Genomic DNA, 25,992 nt, shown 5'->3' with positions numbered 1-25,992 from the left:
ATGGGGTAAACAATAGGATAAATGGGGTAATTTATGATTTATTACCCTTTTATGGCTCGTGTTATCTATTTCCTTCCCAGTCAGCCATGCCGGCCCCTCACGACCGCTGTTGTGTTCAGGAAATGGGGTAGTCAAACACCGTTAATGAGGCAATTTTAGAGACAATGCCCCATTTAACGGCTATGATTACCCCATTTAGACAGCCTGAGCTTACATTTCCATGCACTCGCTCACACCCGAGTACCTCGCCGCGCTTCGCTTCGATGGCACCCAGGCCGCCACGTTGCGCTCACTGGGCGAGTACCAGGGCAAGCAACAGCTCTATGCTGCGCAGTCGCCTGAAGCCCTGAAGGGCCTACGCCAGATCGCGGTGGTGGAGTCCACTGAGTCGTCTAACCGGCTGGAAGGTGTTGTCGTAGCGCCTTCGCGGCTGAAGTCTCTGGTCATCCGCAATGCAACACCAAAGAGCCGCTCCGAACAGGAGATCGCCGGCTACCGTGACGCCCTGGCGCTGATCCACGAATCGGCCGCGCATATGTCCTTCAGCGAGGGCGTAGTGCTGCAACTCCACACCCTGCTGTACCGCTATATGCCGCAGGCGGGCGGGCGCTGGAAGGCTACCAATAACGACATCATCGAACGTCACCCGGACGGCACGTCACGTCTACGTTTCCAGCCGGTCGCTGCGCACCTCACACCCATGGCTATGACCGATCTGGCCGGGCGCTACGCCACCGCGCTGGATCAGCACCTGGCCGACCCGTTGGTACTGGTGCCGCTGGCGATGCTCGACTTCCTGTGCATCCACCCTTTCCCGGACGGCAACGGTCGCATGTCCCGCTTGTTGACCTTGCTGCTGCTCTACCACTTCGACTATGCCGTGGGTCGCTACATCAGCTTGGAACGCATCTTCGAGGAAACCAAGGAAGGTTATTACGAGACGCTGGAAGCCAGCTCGCAGGGCTGGCACCAGGGGCAGCACGACGTAAAGCCCTGGCTCGACTACTTCTGGGGCGCCTTGCTACGAGCCTACCGTGAGTTCGAGGAGCGTGTCGGCACCATCGAGCGTGGCCGCGGCAGTAAAGGCGACCGGGTGCGGGCGGAGGTCCTAGGGCGCAGCCAGCCGTTCTCGATATCCGAGATCGAGGAGGCTTGCCCGGGCGTGAGCCGAGACATGGTGCGGTTGGTGCTGCGGGCGATGAAGTCAGAGGGAGTGATCGAGTCCATGGGCAAGGGGCGAGGAGCGAAGTGGAAACAAGTCAAGGTAGAGGGGGGAGACTGATGCAACAGCCCCTTACGCAGTATCAAAGCCAGTACTACGCATGGCTTCTGACGCGCCGCGCGGCAGGCGACTCCGTGGAGTCGCTGGCATCAACGCTGGTCGACTCGCAGGTTGATCTCAATCCGCATCAGGTCGATGCGGCCCTCTTCGCATGCCGCAATCCCCTTTCACGCGGTGTGCTCCTCGCTGACGAAGTGGGTCTCGGCAAGACCATTGAGGCGGGCTTGGTGATCTCGCAACGCTGGGCGGAACGGCGGCGCAAGATTCTCATCATCGTCCCGGCCAACCTGCGCAAGCAGTGGCACCAGGAGTTGCAGGACAAGTTCGGTCTACAAGGGCTGATTCTCGAAGCCAAAAGCTATAACACGATCCGCAAGAAGGATCGACAGAATCCGTTCCTCTTTGCCTCTGGCCCGGTCATCTGTTCCTATCAGTTCGCCAAATCCAAGGCTGATGATGTCAAAAGCATCGACTGGGACTTTGTCGTCCTTGACGAAGCGCATCGCCTGCGCAACGTCTACAAGACCAGCAACATCATTGCCAAGACTCTCAAGGAGGCGCTATCGCACGTTCACGCCAAAGTACTACTGACCGCAACGCCGTTGCAGAACTCATTGCTCGAACTCTATGGACTGGTCAGCTTCATCGATGACCGCGTGTTCGGAGACCTTGACAGCTTTCGCTCGCAATTCACTGGCCGAGAACAATCCTTCAGTGGCTTGCGTGACCGGCTGGCTCCCATCTGCAAGCGCACCCTGCGCAAACAGGTTCAGCCCTACGTGTCGTATACGGCGCGCAAGGCCATCATCCAAGAGTTCACGCCATCGAGCGAGGAACAGGAACTGTCCGGGCTGGTCGCCGACTACTTGCGCCGTCCCAATGTGAAGGCCATGCCCGAGGGGCAGCGCCAACTGATTTCACTGGTTCTGTGGAAGTTGCTCGCGTCCAGCTCGCACGCGATCGCGGGTGCGTTAGAGACGATGGCCAAGCGCCTCCAGGGAGTGCTCGACGAAACCACTGAAGTTCCCGATCTGACCGAGGAACTCGACGAGGACTACGAGTCGCTGGATGAAACCGCCGATGAGTGGAGTGACCAGGACCCAGACGCCACGGCACCGAGTCGCATGGAACGTGATGCCATCGCGCAGGAAATCGAGGAGCTTCGCCGCTTCAAGGCGCTGGCAACCAGCATTCAGGACAACGCCAAGGGCAAGGCATTGCTCACCGCGCTGGATCGTGCCTTCGCTGAACTGGACCGGCTGGGCGCGGCCAGGAAGGCCATCATCTTCACCGAGTCCAAGCGCACGCAGGAATACCTCCTCAATTTGCTGGCTGACACGCCATACGGCGACGGTATCGTGCTTTTTAACGGCACCAATAGTGACCAGCGCGCGCAAGCAATCTACAAGGACTGGCTGAAGCGCCACGAAGGCACTGACCGCATCACCGGCTCCAAGACCGCCGACACCCGTGCGGCACTGGTCGAGCACTTCAAGGAGCGCGGCAAGGTCATGATTGCCACCGAAGCCGGAGCCGAAGGCATCAACCTCCAGTTCTGCTCGCTCGTGATCAACTACGACCTGCCTTGGAATCCGCAGCGTATCGAGCAACGCATTGGTCGCTGTCACCGCTACGGACAGAAGCACGACGTAGTGGTAGTGAACTTCGTCGATCTCAGCAATGAGGCGGACAAGCGCGTTTATGAATTGCTGGCGCAGAAGCTCCAGCTTTTCGAGGGCGTTTTTGGGGCCAGCGACGAAGTGCTGGGTGCCATCGGCTCAGGCGTTGATTTCGAGCGGCGTATCGCTGAGATCTACCAGAACTGCCGAGAGCCTGAAGAAATCAAGTCCAGTTTCGAGCAACTCCGACTCGATCTCTCAGGAGAGATCAACGAGGCGATGGTCAAGACCCGTCAGGCATTGCTTGAGAACTTTGATGAGGAGGTGCAGGAGAAGCTGCGCGTGCGGGCGGACGACAGCCGCAACGCGCGCAACCGCTTCGAACACATGTTGATGGACTTGACCCGCGCCGAACTGGTCCAGTACGCCTCGTTCGATGACGGAGGCTTCGACCTCCGCCACATACCGACTGGAGCCGAGCATAGCGGCCCCGCGGGCATCGAGCTGGGGCGCTACGAGTTGCCCCGCCGCTCTGGCGACGCGCACCTGTACCGCATCAATCATTCGCTGGCGCGGTGGGGCATCGAGCAAGCCAAGGCTCGCGTACTCGACGTGGCTCGTCTCGTCTTCGATTACAACGCCTACGGTTCAAAGATCAGCACGCTTGAAGCCTACCGCGGCAAGGCCGGATGGCTCACAGTAAAGCTGGTCACTGTCGAGACACTCGGCAACCAGGAGCAACATCTGCTGGTTGCTGCGGGTACTACCGACGGCGTCGTGCTGGCAGAAGAAGACCCGGAAAAACTGCTGCGCCTACCCGCGACCACACACGCAGCAAGCCTGTTCAATGCACCTGATGCCACCTTGCTGGCCGATGCGGAAGCCCGCAAGACCGCACTCCTGCGAGACGTCAACGAGCGCAATCTCGGTTACTTCGAGCAGGAAGTCCAGAAGCTCGACGCCTGGGCGGACGATCTGAAGCTCGGTCTGGAGCAGGAGATCAAGGAGATCGACCGCGAGATCAAGGAAGTGCGCCGCACTGCCGCGACCTCGCCGACGTTGGGCGAAAAACTGTCATGGCAGAAGAAACAGCGCGAACTGGAAGGCAAGCGCAGCAAGCTGCGCCGCGAGCTGTTTGCCCGACAGGACGAAGTCGAAGCGCAGCGCAATGACTTGATCAGCCAGCTTGAAGTGCAACTCCAACAGCAGGTCGAGGAGCGCACGCTGTTCACTATCGAGTGGGAGCTGGTCTGATGGCAACAGTTATCGCTCGCCCCCTTGAACTCGATCTGCTGTGTCAAAAACTTGATGAGGACTACGCGAACCTAATCACCGGAACGGGAAACACGCCAGAGTCTCGGCGAAGCAATTTTCTGTCCAAGGCAATTGCGGCGTTCATCCTGCATGAAGACGCTGGCGCCAGTCTGGATGAGGCCGTGGCTGCCAGCATCGATGGTGGGCTGGATCATGGTATCGATTCGGTATTCGTCGCCAATGATCAGACCATTTGGCTCGTCCAGTCGAAATACAAAGAGTCTGGCTCAGGAGAGCCTGAGCTTGGTGATGTGTCCAAGTTTCGGGATGGCGTCACCGATCTCATCCAGGGACGCTGGGGACGCTTCAACAACGCGCTTCAGAACCGCAGTGCGGCAATTACCGATGCCTTAAACAGCGGCATCTGCAAAGTCAAGGTTGTCCTTGCCTACTCCGGCACGGCTGTGTCCGATGACCGGCGGGACATCTTTTCCGACCTGGAGCGTGCGTTCAATGGGACGAATCCCGGATTTCTGCGCTGCCATGCCTATGGGCTCACCACCCTTCACGATCTCCACTTGGACGGCATCTCTGCCCAGGCCATTGAGGCGGAGATCGAGCTGAAAGACTTCGGTCACACTCAAGAACCATACAGGGCGTTCTACGGTCGCATGGACGCCAAGCGTCTTGCAGAACTTTGGGTGCAGCACGAAGACCGCTTAGTTGACCGAAACATCCGTCGTTTCAAGGGAACGACGATCGTCAACACTGGTTTGACGGAAACCTTGCAGCAGGAGTCGCAGCACTTCTTCTACTTCAACAACGGCGTCACGTTTCTCTGTGAGGCCATCAACGAGCAGCATCCGCGCGATCCCCATCGGGAATCAGGGAGATTTCGTGTCCGAGGGCTTTCCATCATCAACGGCGCTCAGACCGTTGGTGCCATAGCCAAAGAGCCCATAGCGCACTACGACGCGAATCCGGCCATGGTTATGGCGACTTTCGTGTGCTTGGACAACGCGCCGGACGGATTTGGCGACCGTGTGACTCAATCCCGTAACCGTCAAAATGCGGTGGACTTGGAAGACTTCGCTGCTCTGGATGAGCGGCAAGCTATGTGGCAGCAGACACTGCGAATGGCTGGTATCGAATACATCGTCAAGCATGGCCAGGACGACCCACCCCCCTCACCAACCACTTTCACTGCCCGTGAACTGGCGCCCTACCTAGCCTGCACGGTCACCGCAGGCGATTGGCAGGATTATCTGGTCGCAGCGAAGTCAGACAAAAAGAGGCTCTTTGGACGGGAAGGACTTGTGCCTGCGACTGATCCGTTACGCCAGTCCTACGATAGCCTGTTTGCCGACTCGCTGACAGCCAAGCAGATGTGGCGCATCGCCCAGATCGGTCGCACGGTCATTGGAAAAATCCGGGACCGCGCGAGTGCTGAGGCTGATCCCCGCGATCTGCCACTGGGCGTGTTGCCCGCCAAGGAAATTCTCAGCCAGGGCGCCTGGATGATTCTGCACGTTGTGTTCATCAGGCTGCCATTGCACAACGGGCCAGCGCTGACCCTCAGCGAGGATGAGCTGATATCGCTCTCCCGCGAAATCGATCTCGTGGCAGATCGATTAGTCAATGTCGTTCAGGCAGTTCAGTGGAACAAGCAGGCGCGTAGCGTTTTCGAGAACAAAACGGACTGTCGAACTGTGAAAGGCCGTTTGATGGCGGCCTTGGCACAACAGGGCCAGGGAGGAAATCAATAATGCAAGCGAACATCAAAGGTCTGGTGGATCGACTGGAGCTTTCCCAGGCCAAGGCAATGATGCCGCTTTACGAGGCCATTTCGAATGCCGTCGATGCAATCGAAGAGCATCAGGACGGCTTCAGCAATCATTCGATTCGCATTCGGCTGATGGCTTCCAATGATCTTGCCCATCAGGCTGGGGATGGAACTCTGGTCGTGGACGGCTTCGACGTCATTGATGATGGCGTTGGCTTCAACGACAAGAACCTGGCTTCGTTTCAAGAAGCCCACACGCTTTCAAAGGTCAAGGTCGGCGGTCGGGGTGTGGGGCGCTTCACTTTCCTGAAGGTGTTCTCATCCGTACACATCCGTAGTGTCTTCCAACGCGACGGCAAGGCTTTGCTGCGCGAGTTCGACTTCAGCATCGAGGATGAACTGAAAGGTGCCGACACCACGTCTGAAGTTAAAGAGGTATGTGGCACGCACACCTCTTTGCGAGGCATGGATGACAAGTTTCGGGCTGGATGGCCCACTCAGCCCGAAACCATCGCTGAACGGATCATCGCGCACTTCCTGATTCGTTTTGCGGCTCGTTCCTGCCCGCCGATGACTCTGGAATCTCCGGGGCATGCTCCGATTGATTTGCACGCACTGTTTCAGTCAACGGTATTGGCGCACATCCAGGAGCAGTTCTTCGAGGTCTCGGGGCATATATTTGCTTTGCAGGCGTATCGTCACCGTGACGGACGCTCGCGCCATGAACTCAACTTGTGCGCGAACGGCCGCGAAGTCACCACGAGCAAGCTGCGAGATCTGCTTCCAGAGCTACCTGAGAAGCTGATTGACGAAGAGCAGGCGCCATACACCCTGATCGTGCTGGTTACCGGGGAGTACCTGGACGACCATGCCAACCAAGAGCGCACGCGCATCGCTTTCCAAAGCGATGAGGAGCCCGAGCTTGAGCGGACTCTTGTCTCACGACGGGCCCTGAACCAGGGTGTTACAGGCGCGTTGCGGCCGCTGCTCATGGATGACTTGAAGTCAACGAACGAAGAAAAGCGTGCCCAGATCGAGAAGTTCGTGGAGCAAGCTCCTGAGTACAGGGCGCTCATGCATCCTCGCTACAAAGAAATGATCGAGCAAAAGATTCAGCCGGGCCTGTCTGATGACAAGCTGGATGAAGCTCTCCTGCACGTGAAGCGTGCCACCGAGGACGATGTCCGCAAAGAGGCCAAGCACGTCGCCGCACTGTTCGAGACAGAAACCTTTGAACAATACCAAGAAAGATTCAAGGAAATTGCCGAAAAAGCCAACGAGATCGGCAAGGCGCAACTCGCTGCCTATGTCGCCCACCGCCGAACGATTCTTGACCTGGTGAACAACAGCCTCAAGAAGAAGCGTACGGACGACAAGTATCCGCTCGAAAGAGTCTTGCACAAGATGATCTTCCCCATGGGCATGACCTCGAAGGACATCTTCTTCGAGCAGCAGAACCTTTGGGTGATTGACGAGCGGCTCTGCTATCACACGCTGCTCACGTCTGACAAAAAGCTCAAGAGTGTCGCCGGTCTTGAAGATACATCTGGCAAGGAACCGGACATCTTCACGCTTTTCTATGACACCCCAATCGGAGTCGCCGAGCCCGACAATCTGCCGGGAGGTGGCGTTGTCATCATTGAATTCAAACGACCGGGGCGGGACGACTACAACAAAGACCCCGCGGACCAAGTTATCCAGCGATTCCGGGAAATTTCCGAGGGCGGCGTTACGGACGTCGATGGGCGTCAGATCAATCCTGCCAACCTGCGTTACACCGGCTATCTCATTGCCGATCTAACGCCCTCATTGCATCGGCAAGTATTCGGACGCTATCACCGGACTGCCGACAACGAGGGGTACTTCTCCCCTTTGGCGATGGGCAATGGGTATATCGAAATCCTCTCCTACGACAAGCTGATCAAGGATGCCGCACGCAGAAATCGCATCCTTTTTGACAAGCTTGGTTTGCACAAGAATTAAGGTATTTGGCTATGAGTAAGCAGAAACTAGAACTGACATGGATTGGGAAGGACAAGCGGCCCAAGCTGGAGCCGCGCATCCTGCTCGAAGATTCGGCCAAGTCGTACCACGCCAAGCAGCGTGTGACAGAGAACGACATCTTCGATAACCGGCTGATCTTCGGGGACAACCTGCTCGCGCTTAAGGCGCTGGAGCAGGAGTTTTCGGGGAAAGTGAAGTGTGTCTATATCGATCCACCCTACAACACAGGTGCGGCATTCGAGCACTACGACGACGCATTGGAGCATTCAACATGGCTTGGCCTTATGCGCGATCGGCTGGAAATGCTCCGTCGGCTACTTAGCCCCCAAGGGTTTATCTGCTGCCACATTGATGACTCTGAAGGTCATTATCTGAAGGTCCTTCTCGATGAAGTCTTCGGCAGGGCCAACTACTTGGTGACGCTTTATGTACAAGTGAGGTATGCCGAAAAGACATTGAAGCAAGACATGAACTTTCATAAGCAGGTCGAGCAGATCCACGTCTACCGAAAGGAATATGGAGCCGAACCGAACCTGCCGGAGAAAGACCTGTCGTTTGACAAGTTCTGCCACTACATCACTGAAAAGGCCCCCGGAACTAGGATCACGCTAGGTGGAAAAGCGGTGACCGTGTTTGGGGCAGGCCAATGGGGGGTCAAGAAGAAGGAAGGCTCAGCGAAGGGGTTGAAAGAAATATGGGCTACCGGTTCCATCCTGGATGGAAATTCATCGGGACGGTTTTTCCGCGACTATTTGACCGGGCGCGCTGCTACAGATGGTCTTGGAGCACTTTACAAAGTCGAATGTATTGGTGACGACGGACATGGCCATCGGTATTTCACCGGCCCGGCGAGAGCCTCCGCGACCAAAGGAAAGTACTTTCAAGGCGTTCCCCTTGGCAAGCTTGAGCCTGATGCCGAGGCGCAGACCCTGCCGATTGAAAATTTCTACGATCTAGCAGGTAGCTTTGGCAACTGCCGCCACGAGGGGGGAGCAGATTTTCGCTCCGGCAAGAAGCCCGAAGCACTGCTGGAAATTGTTCTCCGACACTTTTCTTCGCCGGGTGACATCGTCCTCGATTCATTCGCTGGCTCTGGCTCAACAGGTGCCGTCGCTCACAAAATGGGGCGTCGCTGGATCATGGTGGAGTTGGGCGAGCACTGCCACACGCACATCATCCCTCGAATGAAGCTGGTGATCGATGGTGAAGATAGAACCGGCGTAACTGAAAACGCGGGTTGGCAAGGCGGCGGCGGCTTCCGTTACTACAAGCTCGCGCCCAGCCTGATCGTCAACGACCGCTGGGGCAACCCGGTCATCAATCCCGAATACAACGCCGCACAACTGGCCGAGGCGCTGGCCAAACTGGAGGGCTTCAGCTACGCGCCCTCCGAAGTGCAGTGGTGGCAGCACGGTCATTCCAGCGAGCGCGATTTCATCTACGTCACCACGCAGAACCTGTCCGCCGACCAGTTGCAGGCGCTGTCCGACGAAGTGGGCTCCGACCGGAGCCTGCTGATCTGCTGCGCGGCCTTCCACGGCGTGACCGCCGCCAAGGCGGCGGAACGCTGGCCGAACCTGACACTGAAGAAGATTCCGAAGATGGTGCTGGCCCGCTGCGAATGGGGCCATGACGACTACAGCCTGAACGTGGCGAACCTGCCGATGGCGAAGCCCGATCCTGTTGAGGCCTCGGCTGCCGCCGAAGCGAGCCAGAAAACCAAGAGCAGGAAAGTGCCCGCTGCGAATTTGAATCAGGGCGGTCTGTTTGGGGAGAACGAATAATGAACAACCGCGTCCTGCACGTCGTCACCGGTCGTCTGTCCCTTCGGCCGCCTCAGGCGGATTCGCTCATCAAACTGGTTCGTGCGCTCGATGCCGCGCCTGAACTTTTGGGCCACGAGCGAGATGTCCCAGCGATTCTTTCCACGCTGAAGGCCGAGTTCAGCACGCTTGAGGATTTCGAGCGCGAGTTTCCGTCACTGTGCTTTGCGCTGGCAACAGGCGTGGGCAAGACGCGCCTGATGGGAGCCTTCATCGCCTACCTGCATCTGGCCCACGGCATCAACAACTTCTTCGTGCTCGCGCCCAACCTGACGATCTACAACAAACTCATCACGGACTTCACGCGCAACACGCCGAAGTACGTGTTCAAGGGCATCGCCGAATTCGCGCAACAACCGCCGCTGATCATCACCGGTGACAACTACGACCAGACCGGCGCGGCGGTGGATGATCAGCCACAGGGCTTCGCCCACGACGTGCGCATCAACATCTTCAACATCTCCAAAATCAACTCCGAGGTGCGCGGCGGCAAGGAGCCGCGCATCAAGCGGATGAAGGAAGTGCTGGGCGACAGCTACTTCAACCATCTTGCGAACCTGCCTGACCTCGTGCTGCTGATGGACGAATCGCATCGCTACCGCGCCAGCGCGGGTGTGCGTGCCATCAATGAGCTGAGGCCGTTGTTTGGCCTGGAGGTGACGGCGACGCCATTCGTGGAATCCAGCAAGGGGCCGGTGCCGTTCAAGAACGTGGTGATGGATTACCCGCTGGCGCGGGCGATGGAGGACGGCTTCGTCAAAGAGCCTGCCGTGGTCACCCAGCGCAACTTCGACGCCAAGGCGCACACGCCCGAGGAGATCGAGAAGACCAAGCTGGAAGACGGCGTGCGCCTGCACGAGACGACCAAAGTCGAGCTGCTCACCTACGCCCGCGAGAACGGCGTCAAGCTGATCAAGCCTTTCATGCTCGTCATCGCTCGCGACACCACACACGCAGGGCAACTCCTGACGCTTCTGGAGTCGGAAGCCTTCTATGAGGGCCGCTACCAGGGCAAGGTGATTCAGGTCGATTCCAGCCGTACCGGCGCGGAAGAAGAAGAGATGATCACGCGCCTGCTGGCCGTGGAGAGCGTGGACGAGCCGACCGAGATCGTGATTCACGTCAACATGCTCAAGGAAGGTTGGGACGTGACTAACCTTTACACCATCGTGCCGTTGCGCGCCGCCAATGCCCGCACGCTGATCGAACAGTCCATCGGGCGCGGCCTGCGACTGCCCTACGGCAAGCGCACGGGCGTCGCGGCGGTGGATCGCTTGAACATCGTCGCGCACGACAAGTTCCAGGAGATCATCGACGAGGCCAACCGTGGCGATTCGCCGATCCGGCTGAAACAGGTCATCCTTGATGCGCCGAGTGCCGACGACAAGAAAGTCAGCGTGCAGGTCGAGTCCGGAGCGGCGGCGCGTCTCGGTCTGACGGAGGCACCGGTCTTGGTTACAGGGGTTTCATCTGCCGAAAGTGGAGCGGAAGTCCCCGTGCCCGAACCGGTGTTCACCACGGAGGCGGAGAAGAAGGCCGCGCGCGTGGTCATGGACGTCATCGGCAAGTACGAAGTCAAGCGCGATCTGGTGCCCACCAGCAGCGCGCTGCTGAAACCCGAAGTGCAGAAAGAAATCCTTGCGGAGGTGGCGGAGCGGTTGAAGCCGCTGCAAGGCGAATTGCTGGCGGGCGTGGATGCATCAGCTCCCGAACTTGATTTGTCCACCGTGGTGGCGAAGACAACGGAGATCGTGGTGCAGCAGACCATCGACATCCCGCGCATAGCGGTGGTGCCGACTGGCGAGGTCACGACGGGATTCCACGCCTTCAAGTTGGATGTGAGCCAGCTCCATCTTCAGCCGGGTGAGCGCGAGATCGTCATCCACAACCTGCGCACCAACGAGCAGGACACCCTGGCCGCCGAAGTTGGGCTCAAGGAGCAGCGCCCGGAAGACTACATCGTCCACGCGCTGGTGGACTTTGACGACATCGACTACTTCACCCACGCCGACCTCCTCTACGACCTCGCAGGCCAGCTGGTGCAGCACCTGCGCAGTTATCTGTCCGAGGACGAGGCCGTCAACGTCCTCGATCGTGACCGCCGCTTGATCGCACGGGAAATCCACGCGCAGATGATGGCCCACTTCTGGGAAGAGGCGACGGAGTACGAGGTGCAGGTCAGTCGCGGCTTCACCGAACTCAAGCCGTGCAACTACACCGCCACGGCGGGCCAAACGGCTCACCACTTCCGGGAGACCGTGACCGAAACCAGTCGCATCAAGCAGATGCTCTTCGGGGGCTTCGCGCGTTGTCTGTACCCGCTACAGAAGTTCGATTCGGATACCGAGCGGCGCTTCGCCATCATCCTGGAGCGCGATGCCCTGAAGTGGTTCAAGCCTGCGAAGGGGCAGTTCCAGATCTACTACAAGCTTGGCACCGAGCAGCCGGAGTACATCCCGGACTTCGTCGCCGAAACGGACTCGACGATCTTGGTGGTGGAAACCAAAGCACGCGGCGACATCAACACGCAAGAGGTGCAGGCCAAAGCTGCTGCTGCCTTGCAGTGGTGCCAGCACGCGTCGGACTTCACGGCGAGCGTCGGCGGAAAACCGTGGCGGTATCTGCTCGTACCTCACGATGAAGTCAATGAGTCGCGGCGGCTGGCTGACTTTTTGAGGTTTGTGAAGGCTTGAAGCACGACCGTATCTGGCGACTTGCTCACCTCAGATGACGCAATAAGGAATAACCATGGCCAAGGCCGAAGCAAGCGTTGAAGAACTGGTATCCATGATCGAGCGCGGCGAGCTGCGCTTGCCGGAGATGCAGCGCCAGTACGTGTGGCGTTCTACGCGAGTGCGCGATCTACTGGATTCGCTGTATCGCGGCTACCCTTCGGGCGCAATCCTGCTTTGGGAAACGGATGAAGCTGTGCCGCTGCAGGATTTCGCGGTCAGCCAAAGCACGAATCCTTACCAGAGCACGCGGCTTCTGCTGGATGGTCAGCAGCGTCTGACATCGCTCTCTGCCGTCATTCGCGGCGAGCCAGTATCGGTGCGCGGCCGTCGTCGGCCTATCGACTTGCTGTTCAACTTGGAACATCCCGATCAGTTGGCGGTCGTGACCGAAGTGGAAGAGAACGGCGACGACGAGGACGATGCCGACGATGATGGCGAACTGATTGGCGATGAGACGGACTCGACCGAGGACGAACTGCTCAAGCGCTTCAACAAGATGACTTTCGTGGTGGCCACGAGGAAGCTGGAGCAGTTGCCGCATTGGGTGAAAGTGTCGGAAGTATTCAAGACCGACAACGATGCGCCTTTCCTCAAACGCGCCGGTATCAGTGGTTTTGACGATCCGCGGTACGAGAAGTACAGCCAGCGCCTGGCCCGGCTACGTGGCATCCGCAAGTACGTTTATCGGATGGACGTGCTGGAACGCACGCTTTCCTACGATGAGGTCACGGAAATCTTCGTCCGGGTCAATTCACTGGGAGCCAAGCTGCGCAGTTCCGACCTGGCTCTGGCTCAGATCACCGCCAAGTGGCGGCACTCGCTGCAGACGTTCCAGGATTTCCAGAAGGCATGCGCCAAGACGGGCTTTGACCTTGATCTCGGTTTGCACTTGAAGAATCTGATGGCGTTTGCCACCGGTCAATCACGTTTCCAGATCGTGGGTAGCCTGAATGTGGAGAAGCTGCAGAAGGCATGGAAAGAAGCCTGCGATGGCATGGAATTCGGGCTCAACTTCCTGCGCAGCAATCTTGGCATCGATAGCCCGGCACTGTTGTCGTCGCCTTTCCTGCTGGTGGTGCTGGCGTATTTCGGACACAGCCGCAACTATGCGCTGAGCAACGATGAGGCCCGCCACCTGCGCTATTGGGCGTTGATGGCCAATGCCAAAGGCCGCTTCTCCCGAGGCTCCAGCGAAACCATTCTGGATCAGGATTTGGCAAATATTCGTCAGGGCGGAGCGGTGAGCGAGCTGATCGACCGGCTGCGCCTGCAGTTCGGCCGCCTGGACATTACCGCGGAGGAGCTGGAAGGCCGCAACCAGCGCAGCGCGCTGTTCAAGACCATGTTCCTGGCTTTCCGCGCTGCCGGTGCGAAAGATTGGCGCAGCCATCTGGCCATTGCTCTGGATCATTCGGGCGCCCAGCATCGCTTGCAGTTCCATCACATCTTTCCCAAAGCCGTACTGAAGACCAGCTTCACTGCCCGCGAGGCGGATGACATCGCCAATCTGGCCTTCATCGGCGGCAAGACGAATCGCGCGATCAGCGACAAGGCCCCGGCGGTTTACCTGCCCCCGCTGGTGGACCAGCTTGGCGAGCCAGCGTTCGCAGCACAGTGCATCCCGGTTGAGGCATCGCTGCTGGAAGTGGAAAGCTACAAGGCTTTCTTGCTTGAGCGACGCAAGAGGATTGCAACGGCGCTGAATACGTTTGTTGGGCCAGCAGATTGAGCCGGTGGACGGCTGTGTACGTAGGCCAGAGGGCCTCATACTACCTGACCTAGCTACCGAGGTAGATGGCAGTGATTTGAACGCGCCCGTGTCCCAACTCACGGCTGATGGTCTGACGAGCATGGCGGTCTTCTATGCGCTGCGTTGGACTTAACTCCGTGACTAATGGTCCACCTGCTGCTGGCGGCGGCCTTCCCGTCAACGTCTCATAACGGCTTTGCGCGTACTGATGGCGAAGTCCATGCATATGACTCAGACCCGCCGCCTTGCATTGCCCATCGTAGACGTGCCGCTGCTGGATGTAGGTCTTGTCTGCCGGGATCAGTGATCCTGTGCCCGCCAAGCGGTGTGCTGCGTAGAGCGCGTCGCGTTGCTCTGTCGTGGTGATGGGCACAGTTCGCTCCCGACCGCCCTTGGTCCACGATCCCTTGAGGGCGATGTGGTCGCCCCGATCTGCGTAACTGGGCTGGAACTTGATCGCTTCCTCTCGACGCAATCCGAAGGCGGCCTGTAGCTGAAGGCTCATGCGCACGTGGACATCGGTGATCTGTTCAAGACCTGTGCACAGTTCCCTGGCCTTGCTGACGTTGGTCACATAGCGGCGCTCGGCCACGCCAAGCTGCATGTTCTTCGTCGGCAAGATGCCCGACTTGCCGATCTTCTCGGCCCACCAGCGCAGATGAGAAAGCCGATTCTTGATGGTGCCGGACGACAAGCCTTCGCCCTGCCAGCGTTCCAGCAGCGCCTGGACGTGCTTGCCCTTGAGCGACGAAGCCTTCATCTGCCGGAAACCGGCCTCGCGCAGTTGCCGCGCAGCCAGTGCGAGAGAACGCACCCGGTCAGCCTGTGTGTTGTAGCTGCCGTCACGGTTGCGCTGGCAGAGCTGTCGCAGGGTGTAGGTCAAGTCGTCCATCGTCCTGCCTCCAAGCAAAGCGTCGTGTTGCGTTGTCCTGAAATTCAGTGGTTAGTGTTGGTGCCAGCTCGCCAAGGCGAGATCCCGTGAGGGCAAGGGCATGGTGTTCAGGAGACACCAGAGCCTCGAATGAGGCGTCCGTCTTGCCCCCTGCTGGAAGCCCGGACGGAGGTACTACAAGACGAAAGTGATGCGAATGTGGACGAGTCCTCCTATGAAGTGAGTGGGATAAGAAATGCAGCGGGAACCCTGTGCGTTGCGCACAGGCCATTGCCGTAAAGGACAGTGCGCCAGGCGGTGCGGTAGGGATGATTTAAAGCGGACGAAGAAGGCTCCGCCCTTGGGTAGGGCCGGTATGCGGTCGGAGCCTGGGCATACCTGGGATGACTCCACCCTGTCGGGCCAGCGTTTGCAGGAATCTGCGCTGTTGAGGGTGCCGATGTACGAAGCCCATCGGTCGTGGCGACTGCCCGGTCAGTGTAGGGCGGCCATCATCATGTCTGCCGCACGTAATAGGATTCGGTATTCGCCCGCATTGTTGCTAGCGTGAGCGGGGGCGTCACTGCGGCGTGCAGTGACGCCCCGTTTCGCGGCAGCATTTACTACGCAGGATGCGGCTGCCATCCCCTGGCCTGCATTGCCTGTGCTGCGATGTCCCCAGCGTTCGTCGGGGCATTCAGCATCTTGCGGATGTTGGCGATGTGCGCCAGGGCGGTTTCACGCGATGCCGGTGGCGCAGTCGGTTCTGGGCGGTGTTCGGTGCGTGGCACACCAGCAGGCCGATTTTCGGCAGGCCGTGGGGCGGCAGATGTCTCCTTACGACCTGCCCACAGACGGAACTCACCCGCAAAGACGCGCTTCACCAAGGCGAAGAAGTAGGCCACGACATTGCGCACGGTGCCACTTTGGCTGCGTGCCTGCAACTCGTCGAGCACTTCCTGGCGATGGTGCGGCGGCAGCCGCCGCAAGGCGGCCTGCACGTCCTTTTGCTGATCTGCCTGGGCATGGCTCAGGCAAGGCGGCAAGCTCACCGACTCCGATGCCGAATCGCCGTCGTCTTCGCGCACGCGGTACGTACGTTCTTTTTTATACATATACGTCTTATACGTACTGCCCTGCTCAGCCGTCATGTGGCGAGCGTGTTCGGTCTGTTGCGGAACAAGCGTGCTGCCAGCGGAATCGCCAGACAATGGCGGTGGGTCGGCTGCCTCGCTCGCCGGCGACGGCGGCGTGGGGGGCAAATCATCGTCATCGCCGAGCTGATCGTGGGGCGCAATGGAGGCGGCTTCATGTGCCTGTGCCAGCGTTGCCTGAATGTGGACGGCCACCCGATCTACCTGGTTGTTTTCGTGGCCGATGGAGGCTTGCAGAAGCGCGGGCAGACTGGCATCGAGCGCGCAGGCCTGCTGGAAGTGCAGGGCGCTTTCTTGAACCTGATACAGCTCGCTGAGCACATGGCCGGTCAGAGGATCGCGCTGCTGGCCCACCAGACTGATCCACCCCGTCAGCCGAAGCACGACGAGAACGCGCCGGGCCGTCTCGTACCCGGCCCGCTGCCCCAGCGGGGTGGAGGTGAGATAGCGGCGCAACTGCCCCAGATTCGCCAGCGGGCTGATACCCTCCGCAGAGCGCAGCATCCGCAGCACCTGCCAGCCATTGCGCTCCAGCGGCGTGAGGCGAGCATCGAGCATGAGCGATGCCGGCGTGGCGAACAGGGCGTCTTGCCCCAGTGGGTTGTGGCGGGTGTGATGGTCTGCCATGAGAGTTCTCCAGGGTCTGGGCCACAGCGGCCCGTTCCCCTGCATCTCATCGCGTACCGTTCCATGCGTCAGCCAACAATGCGGTCTGCGCCATACTCGTTTTATTTGGCAGGCGCAGCGCTGGCACCGGCATCCAGACTGATCTATCATCCCGATACCTCTATGGGGGTACAACTGGGGGTACTTCCAGCGATTCCCGCAAAGGCCGCGACCCGATTTCCCCGCGAAACCTAGCATTCACAGGCCTTTGCCGACCGATCAACGTTTAAACGTGTGATCAACGTCTGACCCTCTCCCGCTACCTGTCCTGTGGAGGTCGCATGCGATACCACCACCCCGCTTTGACGCTGGCCCTGCTTTCCGTCCTGTGCCTGGCCGGCTGCGCCCAGTTGACGGCGCTGAAGGACTGGGCGACCGGCAATGCGCCAAAGCAAGCCGAGGTGCAGGGCGATCCTTCCCAAAGCGACTGGCTGATCGCCCGCCGCCAGGGCCAGTGGCAACTGGTCGGCAAAGGCGCGGCGGGCAGGGTGGAGAAGTCCGCGCCAAACGAGGAGGTGCTGCGCCTGCGTCCGGACGGAACGGTGCGCGTGCTGTCGATGCCCAAGCTCAAGGAGGGTGAGGACGTCCACTGTCCGACGCGCGAGCGGGAAGACTTCCGGCAGCCCTGCGCCAGCGCCTTCCTGGCCTGCGACATGGACCCCGGCGGCCTGATGGCCGCGCTGTGGGGCGGCGTTTCGCGGGGCAGCATGGTGGCCGATACGAGAAACCGCTACACCTGCCGCGCTGACACCAACGCCATTCTCGACGCGGCGAAAACGGTCGGCATGATCGCCCGCATCCCGCCGGCCGCCCTCCCCCGGCCGGCCTCCTCCGCCGAACCGCAGAAATAGACCGCCACGCGGCGCCAGCCGCAATCTCTCGGTGTTGCTACAGCGCTCCCCGTGATATCGAGCGCGGCGGACCATCATGGCGCATCCCGTTTCTCGACCACCACCAGGCCCCGACACCGGCCGGAGTCCGGGTCCACGGTATCCATCGCGCGCAGCAGGTCGGCCAGGCCGATCCAGGTGGGCGGATACTTGAACTTGGCGACATCCAGGATCAGCACCGAATCGCTGGCGGCGTCGTAGGCCCCCAGCGGCGACTGATGGCCGGCCCCGATCTGCCCCAGCGCCTGGCGGTCGTAATTGACGATGACCCGGCGCTGCGGCGACGCCAGGGCGTCCTGGACCAGGGCGCGCAGGCGCGGCAGATCCAGGGTGTCGGCGGGATGGGCGGTCGCCTTGACGCCCAGCGCCCGCAGAAAGTCCACCATCTCGGCCAGGGTCATGCCGCGACGGCCGACCTCGGCCGCGCTTTTCACCTGCCGGCTGGCCGCGGTGAAGATGTTGTCCTGGGTGAAGTAGGCGAAGGGCTGGCGGCGCTCGTCCACAGGGCGCGGCAGGCCGAGGCTGTTGAGCACCGCGGCGATGCTGGCCGGGCCGCAGTAGGCCAGGTTCTGCTGACTTTCCAGATTGGCCTGGAGGGCGAAATAGGACTCGCGCTGGCTGGCGCCCAGCAGTCGCTCGGCCCCGGCCGGGCTGTCCAGGTAGAGCGGCTCGACCGCCTGGGCGCCGGCCAGCCAGAACAACAGAACGCCGATGAGCAGTGCTTTCATGACGGATGACTCCTCCGGGAAATGACCGAATTATCAGACAGAACAAGGCACTGGCGCATTTATGCAACGTGTCCTAGTTCCCAAAGGGGGTAGGGGAGTTTGCTATGATCGCTCCGCGTTTGCGCCAACATCGCCGACCGGCAGCGCCCTTTGCGACCCTTTGGCGCCCGATCCAGAACAATAAATCCAGGAGAATGATTTCATGCGTTTCGTACTTGAACTCGGCTTCAGCCACTATAGCGAATATGTCGCCTTGGCCCAGGCGGCGGACGAAGCGGGCTGGAGCAGCGTGTCCATGCCCGACAGCCTGTTCTTCCCCAAGCTGACGGAGTCCGATTACCCCTATGCGGACACCGAGACCATCCGCCAGTACATCGGCGGCACGCCCTTCATCGAGCCCTTCATCTCGATGGCGACGATGGCGGCGGTGACCAAGAACATCAAGATGTACCCGGGCGTGATGAAGGTGCCGGTGCGCCAGCCGCTGTTGCTGGCCAAGCTGCTCACCTCGCTGGCGGTGGTGTCCAACAACCGCCTGATGCTGGGCGCCGGCCTCTCGCCCTGGAAGGAGGATTTCACCTACAACGGGGTGGATTTCGAAAAGCGCGGCAAGCTGATGGACGAATGCATCGAGATCATCCGCGGCTGCATGACCGGCGAGTATTTCGAGTTCCACAGCGAGAACTACGATTTCGGTCCGCTGAAGATGAACCCCGTGCCCACCCAGCCGATCCCGATCCTGATCGGCGGCCATGCCAAGGTGGCGCTGAAGCGGGCGGCCCGCGTCGGCGACGGCTGGGTCTCCGCCAACACCGACTTCGACACCCTGAAGCGGTTGATCGTCGAACTGAATCAGTACCGGGACGAGTTCGGCACCCGCAACCGCGCAGACTTCCAGATCCACGGTCTGGAGTTCTCTTCCCGCACCATTCCCGATTTCCAGCGCCTGGCGGAAATCGGCGTCACCGACGCCGGCCTCATTCCCTGGGACGTGACCAATCCGAAGCTGGACCTGCAGGGGCGCCTGGATGCCATCCGCCGCTTCGGCGACGAGGTCATCGCCAAAATGAAGTGACGGCCCGGTAGCGGCCGCGAAAAGCGCTGGGCGACAAATCCGACTTCCGTTTTGAGCGATTTTTTTGTCGGGCGGACGGCTATAACTGACGTTCGCCGCCCGCGCGGCTTCCCAGAATCCATCGGAGGAGACATACGAACATGACCGACATCGCCCAGGAACTGGCCCAACTCAAGCACGACGTTCAGGTCCTCAAGGACACCGAGGCCGTCCGCAACGTCAAGCACGCCTACTTCCGCTGCGTGGACACCGCCAACATGGCGGAACTGAAGGAGCTGTTCCACCCGGACGTGAAAGTGCATTTCAAGGGCGGCACCTATGAATGGGTGCTCAACGGCCGCGACGAATACCTCGAGGCCATCGCCAACGGCTTCCACTCCGAGGCGGTGGGCCAGCACAACGGCCACCACCCGGAAATCGAGATCCTGAGCGAGACCGAGGCCGTCGGCACCTGGTATCTGCACGACATCTTCTGGAACATGAACGAGAAGAAGCGCACCAACGGCACGGCGCTCTACCAGGACAAATACCTCAAGACCGACGGCCGCTGGCAGATCATCGAGTCGAGCTACGAGCGCATCTACGAGATCGTCGACACCGACATCCTGCCGCAGAACCTGACGGTGCATTTGCTGGGCAAGACCGGCCGCAAGCTGCCGTAGGACCCGAATCCGTCCACCATGAGCCGGCGCCGCGAGCGCCGGTTTTACTTTTCCGGAGTCAACGACATGACCGACCTGAGCCAGGAGCTGGCGCAACTCGAACGGGATATCCAGATCCTCAAGGATATCGAGGCCATCCGCAACGTGAAGCACAAGTATTTCCGCTGCGTGGACACCGCCAACATGGCGGAACTGAAGGAACTGCTCCACCCGGACGTGCGGGTGCATTTCATCGGCGGTACCTACGAATGGACCCTCGACGGCCGCGACGAATACGTCGAGACCCTGGCCAAGAACTTCAACACGATGACGGTGGCCCAGCACAACGGCCACCATCCGGAGATCACCGTGCAGAGCGAGACCGAGGCCACCGGCATCTGGTATCTGCACGACATCTTCTGGAACATGAAGTTCAAGGCCTGCACGACCGGCACCGCCCTCTATCGCGACAAATACCGGAAGAATGGGGAGGGCCGCTGGCAGATCGTCGAGAGCACCTACGAGCGCATCTACGAGATCCTGGAGCAGCCCGTCGAGCCGCCCGGCCTGACGGTGCACATGCTGGGCAGGACGGGGCGGCCGGCCCCCAGCAGGTCGGACAAGAAGTAGTTCCCGCGCCAACAAAAACGAACGGCGTGCCGCAAGGTCACGCCGTTGCGCTGCCGACCGCAGCGGCCCTCAGGAGACGGCCAGCATCCGGTCCAGCGCGATCTTGGCCAGGACCGCTTCGTGGGCCGGCACCTTGATCTGGTTCACCACCTTGCCCTCCGCCAGGTTCTCCAGGGTCCAGGCCAGGTGCTGCGGATCGATGCGCTGCATGGTGGAGCACATGCAGACGGTGGGCGCCATGAACTGCACGATCTTGCCCTCGTGCTTCACCTCGCCGGCCAGCCGATCCACCAGGTTCAGCTCGGTGCCCACCAGCCAGCGGGTGTTGGGCGCGCCGGCCTTCACGGTGTTGAGGATGTACTCGGTGCTGCCCACGTAGTCCGACTGGCGGCAGACCTCGAACGCGCATTCGGGGTGGGAGATGACGATGCCGTCCGGATACTGGGCGCGGAATTTCTGGATGTGGCTGGGCTGGAACATCTGATGCACCGAGCAGTGGCCCTTCCAGAGCAGGATCTTCGCCTCGCGGATCTGCTCGGGCGTGAGCCCCCCCATTTCCAGGTCCGGGTCCCAGACCACCATGCTCTCCATCGGCAGGCCCATCTTGTAGCCGCTCCAGCGACCCAGGTGCTGGTCGGGGAAGAACAGCACCTTCTCGCGCTGGGCGAACGACCATTCGAGGATCTTCGGCGCGTTGCTGGAGGTGCACACGATGCCGCCGTGCTCGCCGCAGAAGGCCTTCAGGTCGGCGGCGGAGTTGATGTAGGTGACCGGCGTCACCGCCTCGTCGGGATTCAGCACCTCGCCCAGCTCGCGCCAGCAGCGCTCCACCTTGGCCAGGTTCGCCATGTCGGCCATCGAGCAGCCGGCGGCGAGGTCGGGGAGGATCGAGATCTGATCGGGCTTGGACATGATGTCCGCCACCTCGGCCATGAAATGCACGCCGCAGAAGACGATGAACTCGGCGTCGGACTGGCCCGCCAGGCGCGACAGCTTGAGCGAGTCGCCGGTCAGGTCGGCATGCTGGTAGACGTCGCTGCGCTGATAGTGATGACACAACAGAACGGCCTTCTTGCCGAGTTTGGCGCGGGCGGCGCGGATGCGCTCCTGAGCCTCCTCGTCGGCCAGGACGTTGAAACGGTTGAAATCGATGGCTGCGACTTGCATCGCCGGTACTCCGGAAAACGGTGGAAACGGAAGAAGAGGAGGTTAGCTCTGGATCCAGGGCAGGCCGTGGAAGCGCCAGCCGCCCAGGGCGTTGCGGTGACCGCTGGCATCCTTGTCGCCCTCGAAGCCTTCGAGCACGTTGTAGCAATCGGGGAAGCCGGCTTCGCTCGCGGCGCAGGCCGCGGCATTGGAGCGGCCGCCGGAACGGCACATGAACAGCAGCAGGGACTCGGTGCTGAGCGCCTGTTTCAGTTCCTGGACGAAATGGGGATTGGGCGTGTTGCCCGGATAGCTCAGCCACTCGATCTCGATGGCGTTCGGCACGCGGCCCACCCAGTCCCATTCGGCGCGGGTGCGCACATCCACCAGCCGCGCATTGGGCAGCAGTTGCAGCAGCTCGTGGGCTTCGCGGGGGGTCAGCGCCCCTTCGTAGGACAGATTCAGGTGGCGGGCGCGCTCCTGGGCCAGGGTGAGGATTTCGTTGAAGCGGGACATGGCGGCGGGGCCGACGAGGCAGGCTAGAATCGGGATCGCCAAGTATAAGTCAGAGTCCATGGCCTCAGCACCTCATCTCCACGCCCCGATCGAAGACGCCGAACGCCTGCGGCAGGGCCAGCGCATCACCTGGGTCAGCGTGGCGGTCAATATCGCGCTCACCGCGATGCAGGTCGTGGTGGGGCTCGCGGCCCATTCGCAGAGCCTGATCGCCGACGCGATGCACACTCTGTCCGACGTGGTGGCGGACGTCTTCGTGCTGATCGCCAACCGCAAGGGCGCCGAGGCCGCCGACGCGCAGCACCCCTACGGCCACCATCGCTACGAAACCCTCGCCTCTCTGATGCTGGGACTGCTGCTGTCGGCCACCGGCATCGGCATCCTGCTCGCCGCCGCCGGCCGCCTGGAGAATCTCGCCACCCTGCCGCCGGTGGGCATCGCCGCCTTCTGGGCCGCAATCGCCACCCTGGTCGGCAAGGAAGGGCTGTTCCGCTACATGCTGACCGTCGCCGAGCGCCTGCGCTCGCCGATGCTGATGGCCAACGCCTGGCACGCCCGGGCCGACGCGTTGTCCTCGCTGGTGGTGGCGGTCGGCATCGCCGGCAGCGTGCTGGGCGTCGGCTTCGCCGACGGCGTGGCGGCCATCATCGTCGGGGCGATGATCGTCAAGGCCGGCGTGCGCTTCGCCTGGGAGGCCATCAACGAACTGATCGACACCGGACTCTCCGCCGAGGAAGTGCAGCGCATCCATGAAACCCTGCGCACCGCACCGGGCGTGCTGGGGCTCCACGACCTGCGCACGCGGCGCATGGCGCACCACGTGCTGGTCGACGCCCACATCCAGGTCAGCCCGCGGGTCAGCGTCTCCGAAGGCCACCTGATCGGCGAACTGGCCCGGCGACGCTTGCTCAAGGCCCACCCCGAGGTTCTCGACGTGCTGGTGCACGTGGATGCGGAGGACGACGTGGATTCCAGCCAGCGCGCCATGGGGCTGCCCGAACGGGATGCACTGGTGCGCCATCTGCGCCACTTGCTGGGAGATGCGCCGCCTCCATTCGAGGACATCACGCTGCATTACCTGGGACGCAAGGTGGAAGCGGAAGTCGTCCTGCCCGCCGAGCTCATGGCCGATCCGGAACACCTGGCCCGCATCGGTCGCTGCCTGGCGCAACGCCTGCCGGGCGACACCTGGTTCAGCGCGGTGAGGCTGAGTTGCCGGGTTGCACCGGAATAGTGCATCAGCCGCATCCAACGCACCAATAAAGTGCGACGGATGGCGCCCATCTCAGGCATCGACCCTTGTGGCACAATGGCCGCCCCCGGATTGGCGTTTGGCACAGATACTGCTAACTCGCCGCGGTAGCGAATTCCCGCACGCATTGAATCGTTAGGAGAGTCCCTCATGACCACGCCTCAGAATGTGATGAAGCTCATCAAGGAGCAGGAAGTCAAATTCGTCGACTTCCGCTTCACCGACACCCGCGGCAAGGAGCAGCACGTCGGCGTGCCCGTTTCCGCCTTCAGCCTGGACAAGTTCGAGGACGGCCACGCCTTCGACGGCTCCTCCATCGCCGGCTGGAAGGGCATCCAGGCCTCCGACATGCTGCTGATGCCGGATGCCGGCACCGCCTACATCGACCCCTTCTTCGACGAAACCACCCTGGTGCTGACCTGCGACGTGGTGGAGCCTTCCGACGGCAAGGGCTACGACCGCGACCCGCGTTCCATCGCCAAGCGCGCCGAGGCCTACCTGAAGTCCTCCGGCATCGGCGACACCGCCTATTTCGGCCCCGAGCCCGAATTCTTCATTTTCGACTCCATCGAGTGGGGCGTGGACATGTCCGGCGCCCACGTCAAGATCCGCTCCGAGGAAGCGGCCTGGTCCTCCTCCGAGAGGTTCGACGGCGGCAACACCGGCCACCGCCCCTCGGTCAAGGGCGGCTACTTCCCCGTGCCTCCGGTCGACTCCTTCAACGACATCCGCGCCCAGATGGTGCTGGCCCTGGAAGCCTGCGGCTGCCCCGTCGAGGTGCATCACCATGAAGTGGCCACCGCCGGCCAGAACGAGATCGGTACGGTGTTCAACACCCTGGTGAAGCGCGCCGACCAGACCCAGGTGCTGAAGTACATCGTCCACAACGTCGCCCACCAGTACGGCAAGACCGCCACCTTCATGCCCAAGCCCATCGTCGGCGACAACGGCTCCGGCATGCACGTGCACCAGTCGATCTGGAAGGATGGCAAGAACCTGTTCGCCGGCAACGGCTACGCCGGCATGTCCGAGTTCGCCCTGTACTACATCGGCGGCATCATCAAGCACGCGCGCGCGCTCAACGCCATCACCAACCCGCTGACCAACTCCTACAAGCGCCTGGTGCCCGGCTTCGAGGCCCCGGTGAAGCTCGCCTACTCGGCCAAGAACCGTTCCGCCTCGATCCGCATCCCCTTCGTCAACAGCGACAAGGCCCGCCGCATCGAGACCCGTTTCCCCGATCCGGGCGCCAACCCCTACCTGTGCTTCGCCGCGCTGATGATGGCGGGCCTGGACGGCGTGCAGAACAAGATCCACCCCGGCGACCCCGCCGACAAGAACCTCTACGACCTGCCCCCCGAGGAAGACGCCAAGATCCCGACCGTCTGCTCCAGCCTGGAGCAGGCCCTGGAGTACCTGGACAAGGATCGCGAGTTCCTGACCCGTGGCGGCGTGTTCTCCAACGAGTGGGTGGACAGCTTCATCGAACTGAAGATGGAGGAAGTCACGCGTTTCCGCATGACCACCCACCCGGTCGAGTTCGACATGTACTACTCGATCTGAGCCCTTCGGGTTCGCCATGGAAAGGACGGGGCGACCCGTCCTTTTTTGTTTGGGGCAAATCCCCTACACTCTCCCCATCCGCGATTCTTTCCTCGATGCCCATGAAAGGACTGCTCCTGCCCGCTCTGCTCGGCCTGGCCGCCTTGGCCGCGCCGTTGGCCGACGCTCAGGCCAACACGCTGTATAAATGCAGCGATGGCGACGGTCGCACCACCTACACCAACACCAAACCCGCCGCCCAGCGCTGCACCGTCCTCTCCCGCGAGACGCCGCCGGCCGCCAAGGCCCCGAGTACAGCCGCCGGCCGCCCCCGCGGCGTTGCCGCCAGCCCTTCGCCGACGGACTTCCCCCGCGTCAGCATGGACGCTCAGCAGCGCCGCGACACCGATCGCCGCCACATCCTGGACCAGGAGCAGATGGCGGAGCGGAGGAACCTCGAGGAAGCCCGGCGCGCGCTGGCCGAACAGGAGGTGCAGCGCACCGGTCCCGACCAGATGCGCCCCTACCGGGATCGCATCGCGCTCCACGAGCGCAATCTCGAGGCCCTGCGGCGCGAGATGTCCAATCTGAGATAGAGGTGTCACGGGTGCAATTCTTGCTGCATCGATCG

General features: G+C 61.2%; 19 protein-coding genes. 14 read left to right on the top strand and 5 right to left on the bottom strand.

What is annotated here, in order from left to right; all coding sequences use genetic code 11:
- Positions 1-220: 220 nt before the first annotated feature.
- The 7 genes from B9N43_RS12635 to B9N43_RS12605 are packed head-to-tail and all read left to right on the top strand — an operon-like array spanning position 221 to position 14,229.
- Positions 221-1,282: a Fic family protein gene (locus B9N43_RS12635; RefSeq protein ID WP_145842535.1), complete on the top strand. Its 1,062-nt coding sequence runs from the start codon at positions 221-223 to the stop codon at positions 1,280-1,282.
- The gene (locus tag B9N43_RS12630; RefSeq protein ID WP_145842533.1) at positions 1,282-4,155 is read left to right on the top strand and encodes an SNF2-related protein; all 2,874 of its coding nucleotides are present in this window, start codon (positions 1,282-1,284) and stop codon (positions 4,153-4,155) included. The genes B9N43_RS12635 and B9N43_RS12630 overlap by 1 nt, the downstream gene beginning before the upstream one ends.
- Positions 4,155-5,921: an AIPR family protein gene (locus B9N43_RS12625; protein WP_145842532.1), complete on the top strand. Its 1,767-nt coding sequence runs from the start codon at positions 4,155-4,157 to the stop codon at positions 5,919-5,921. The genes B9N43_RS12630 and B9N43_RS12625 overlap by 1 nt, the downstream gene beginning before the upstream one ends.
- Positions 5,921-7,921 (top strand): ATP-binding protein, encoded by a 2,001-nt coding sequence (locus B9N43_RS12620; RefSeq protein WP_145842531.1) that lies wholly within the window; start codon positions 5,921-5,923, stop codon positions 7,919-7,921. Before B9N43_RS12625 ends, B9N43_RS12620 begins: the two co-directional genes overlap by 1 nt.
- Positions 7,922-7,932: 11 nt before the next feature.
- Complete coding sequence (locus B9N43_RS12615) at positions 7,933-9,726, top strand: site-specific DNA-methyltransferase (RefSeq protein ID WP_145842530.1); 1,794 nt, start codon at positions 7,933-7,935, stop codon at positions 9,724-9,726.
- Complete coding sequence (locus B9N43_RS12610) at positions 9,726-12,458, top strand: DEAD/DEAH box helicase family protein (RefSeq protein WP_145842529.1); 2,733 nt, start codon at positions 9,726-9,728, stop codon at positions 12,456-12,458. Before B9N43_RS12615 ends, B9N43_RS12610 begins: the two co-directional genes overlap by 1 nt.
- Positions 12,459-12,513: 55 nt before the next feature.
- The gene (locus B9N43_RS12605) at positions 12,514-14,229 is read left to right on the top strand and encodes a DUF262 domain-containing protein (RefSeq protein ID WP_145842528.1); all 1,716 of its coding nucleotides are present in this window, start codon (positions 12,514-12,516) and stop codon (positions 14,227-14,229) included.
- Positions 14,230-14,278: 49 nt separating this feature from the next.
- Here B9N43_RS12605 and B9N43_RS12600 read toward each other — a convergent pair whose 3' ends face one another.
- The gene (locus B9N43_RS12600; protein WP_145842527.1) at positions 14,279-15,142 is read right to left on the bottom strand and encodes an integrase domain-containing protein; all 864 of its coding nucleotides are present in this window, start codon (positions 15,140-15,142) and stop codon (positions 14,279-14,281) included.
- 602 nt (positions 15,143-15,744) lie between these two features.
- A complete protein-coding gene (locus B9N43_RS12595) occupies positions 15,745-16,902 on the bottom strand; it encodes an STY4528 family pathogenicity island replication protein (RefSeq protein WP_186453811.1) in 1,158 nt (385 codons plus the stop codon).
- A gap of 320 nt (positions 16,903-17,222) precedes the next feature.
- On the opposite strand from B9N43_RS12595, the gene B9N43_RS12590 reads away from it, so the two are divergent.
- A complete protein-coding gene (locus B9N43_RS12590) occupies positions 17,223-17,792 on the top strand; it encodes a hypothetical protein (RefSeq protein WP_145842525.1) in 570 nt (189 codons plus the stop codon).
- A 74-nt stretch (positions 17,793-17,866) separates the two neighbouring features.
- Here the strand turns inward: B9N43_RS12590 and B9N43_RS12585 are convergent, their stop codons facing one another.
- Complete coding sequence (locus B9N43_RS12585; protein ID WP_145842523.1) at positions 17,867-18,559, bottom strand: phytochelatin synthase family protein; 693 nt, start codon at positions 18,557-18,559, stop codon at positions 17,867-17,869.
- Positions 18,560-18,761: 202 nt separating this feature from the next.
- Between B9N43_RS12585 and B9N43_RS12580 the strand changes: the two genes are divergently transcribed.
- The 3 genes from B9N43_RS12580 (at position 18,762) to B9N43_RS12570 (ending at position 20,905) form a co-directional block, all read left to right on the top strand.
- Positions 18,762-19,634, top strand: a complete 873-nt coding sequence (locus B9N43_RS12580) for a TIGR03619 family F420-dependent LLM class oxidoreductase (RefSeq protein ID WP_145842522.1) — start codon at positions 18,762-18,764, stop codon at positions 19,632-19,634.
- 140 nt (positions 19,635-19,774) lie between these two features.
- On the top strand, positions 19,775-20,296 hold the full coding sequence (locus B9N43_RS12575; protein ID WP_145842521.1) for a nuclear transport factor 2 family protein: 522 nt from the start codon (positions 19,775-19,777) through the stop codon (positions 20,294-20,296).
- A 66-nt stretch (positions 20,297-20,362) separates the two neighbouring features.
- Complete coding sequence (locus B9N43_RS12570; RefSeq protein WP_186453810.1) at positions 20,363-20,905, top strand: nuclear transport factor 2 family protein; 543 nt, start codon at positions 20,363-20,365, stop codon at positions 20,903-20,905.
- 69 nt (positions 20,906-20,974) lie between these two features.
- On the opposite strand, the gene nadA is transcribed toward B9N43_RS12570, so the two are convergent.
- Positions 20,975-22,072, bottom strand: a complete 1,098-nt coding sequence (gene nadA, locus B9N43_RS12565) for a quinolinate synthase NadA (RefSeq protein ID WP_145842519.1) — start codon at positions 22,070-22,072, stop codon at positions 20,975-20,977.
- A 42-nt stretch (positions 22,073-22,114) separates the two neighbouring features.
- Positions 22,115-22,567: a rhodanese-like domain-containing protein gene (locus B9N43_RS12560; RefSeq protein ID WP_145843563.1), complete on the bottom strand. Its 453-nt coding sequence runs from the start codon at positions 22,565-22,567 to the stop codon at positions 22,115-22,117.
- Positions 22,568-22,625: 58 nt separating this feature from the next.
- Here B9N43_RS12560 and B9N43_RS12555 point away from each other — a divergent pair, with 58 nt between their 5' ends.
- From B9N43_RS12555 to B9N43_RS12545, 3 genes are all read left to right on the top strand, one after another.
- Entirely contained in the window at positions 22,626-23,801 is a 1,176-nt protein-coding gene (locus B9N43_RS12555; protein ID WP_145842518.1) for a cation diffusion facilitator family transporter, read from the top strand.
- Between the two features lie 168 nt (positions 23,802-23,969).
- Complete coding sequence (gene glnA / locus B9N43_RS12550; RefSeq protein ID WP_145842517.1) at positions 23,970-25,382, top strand: type I glutamate--ammonia ligase; 1,413 nt, start codon at positions 23,970-23,972, stop codon at positions 25,380-25,382.
- Between the two features lie 101 nt (positions 25,383-25,483).
- Positions 25,484-25,957, top strand: a complete 474-nt coding sequence (locus tag B9N43_RS12545; RefSeq protein ID WP_145842516.1) for a DUF4124 domain-containing protein — start codon at positions 25,484-25,486, stop codon at positions 25,955-25,957.
- The last annotated feature ends 35 nt before the right edge of the window (positions 25,958-25,992 follow it).

The organism is Denitratisoma sp. DHT3 (assembly GCF_007833355.1).
Taxonomy (GTDB): Bacteria; Pseudomonadota; Gammaproteobacteria; order Burkholderiales; family Rhodocyclaceae; genus Denitratisoma.
This window is presented reverse-complemented; position numbering and strand designations above follow the sequence as displayed.

What these genes read in the sequence shown, in the direction of transcription:
- B9N43_RS12635 (WP_145842535.1), top strand. Translation starts at nt 221, where the DNA reads ATGCACTCGCTCACACCCGAGTACCTCGCCGCGCTTCGCTTCGATGGC.
- B9N43_RS12630 (WP_145842533.1), top strand. Translation starts at nt 1,282, where the DNA reads ATGCAACAGCCCCTTACGCAGTATCAAAGCCAGTACTACGCATGGCTT.
- B9N43_RS12625 (WP_145842532.1), top strand. Translation starts at nt 4,155, where the DNA reads ATGGCAACAGTTATCGCTCGCCCCCTTGAACTCGATCTGCTGTGTCAA.
- B9N43_RS12620 (WP_145842531.1), top strand. Translation starts at nt 5,921, where the DNA reads ATGCAAGCGAACATCAAAGGTCTGGTGGATCGACTGGAGCTTTCCCAG.
- B9N43_RS12615 (WP_145842530.1), top strand. Translation starts at nt 7,933, where the DNA reads ATGAGTAAGCAGAAACTAGAACTGACATGGATTGGGAAGGACAAGCGG.
- B9N43_RS12610 (WP_145842529.1), top strand. Translation starts at nt 9,726, where the DNA reads ATGAACAACCGCGTCCTGCACGTCGTCACCGGTCGTCTGTCCCTTCGG.
- B9N43_RS12605 (WP_145842528.1), top strand. Translation starts at nt 12,514, where the DNA reads ATGGCCAAGGCCGAAGCAAGCGTTGAAGAACTGGTATCCATGATCGAG.
- B9N43_RS12600 (WP_145842527.1), bottom strand. Translation starts at nt 15,142, where the DNA reads ATGGACGACTTGACCTACACCCTGCGACAGCTCTGCCAGCGCAACCGT.
- B9N43_RS12595 (WP_186453811.1), bottom strand. Translation starts at nt 16,902, where the DNA reads ATGGCAGACCATCACACCCGCCACAACCCACTGGGGCAAGACGCCCTG.
- B9N43_RS12590 (WP_145842525.1), top strand. Translation starts at nt 17,223, where the DNA reads ATGCGATACCACCACCCCGCTTTGACGCTGGCCCTGCTTTCCGTCCTG.
- B9N43_RS12585 (WP_145842523.1), bottom strand. Translation starts at nt 18,559, where the DNA reads ATGAAAGCACTGCTCATCGGCGTTCTGTTGTTCTGGCTGGCCGGCGCC.
- B9N43_RS12580 (WP_145842522.1), top strand. Translation starts at nt 18,762, where the DNA reads ATGCGTTTCGTACTTGAACTCGGCTTCAGCCACTATAGCGAATATGTC.
- B9N43_RS12575 (WP_145842521.1), top strand. Translation starts at nt 19,775, where the DNA reads ATGACCGACATCGCCCAGGAACTGGCCCAACTCAAGCACGACGTTCAG.
- B9N43_RS12570 (WP_186453810.1), top strand. Translation starts at nt 20,363, where the DNA reads ATGACCGACCTGAGCCAGGAGCTGGCGCAACTCGAACGGGATATCCAG.
- nadA (WP_145842519.1), bottom strand. Translation starts at nt 22,072, where the DNA reads ATGCAAGTCGCAGCCATCGATTTCAACCGTTTCAACGTCCTGGCCGAC.
- B9N43_RS12560 (WP_145843563.1), bottom strand. Translation starts at nt 22,567, where the DNA reads ATGTCCCGCTTCAACGAAATCCTCACCCTGGCCCAGGAGCGCGCCCGC.
- B9N43_RS12555 (WP_145842518.1), top strand. Translation starts at nt 22,626, where the DNA reads ATGGCCTCAGCACCTCATCTCCACGCCCCGATCGAAGACGCCGAACGC.
- glnA (WP_145842517.1), top strand. Translation starts at nt 23,970, where the DNA reads ATGACCACGCCTCAGAATGTGATGAAGCTCATCAAGGAGCAGGAAGTC.
- B9N43_RS12545 (WP_145842516.1), top strand. Translation starts at nt 25,484, where the DNA reads ATGAAAGGACTGCTCCTGCCCGCTCTGCTCGGCCTGGCCGCCTTGGCC.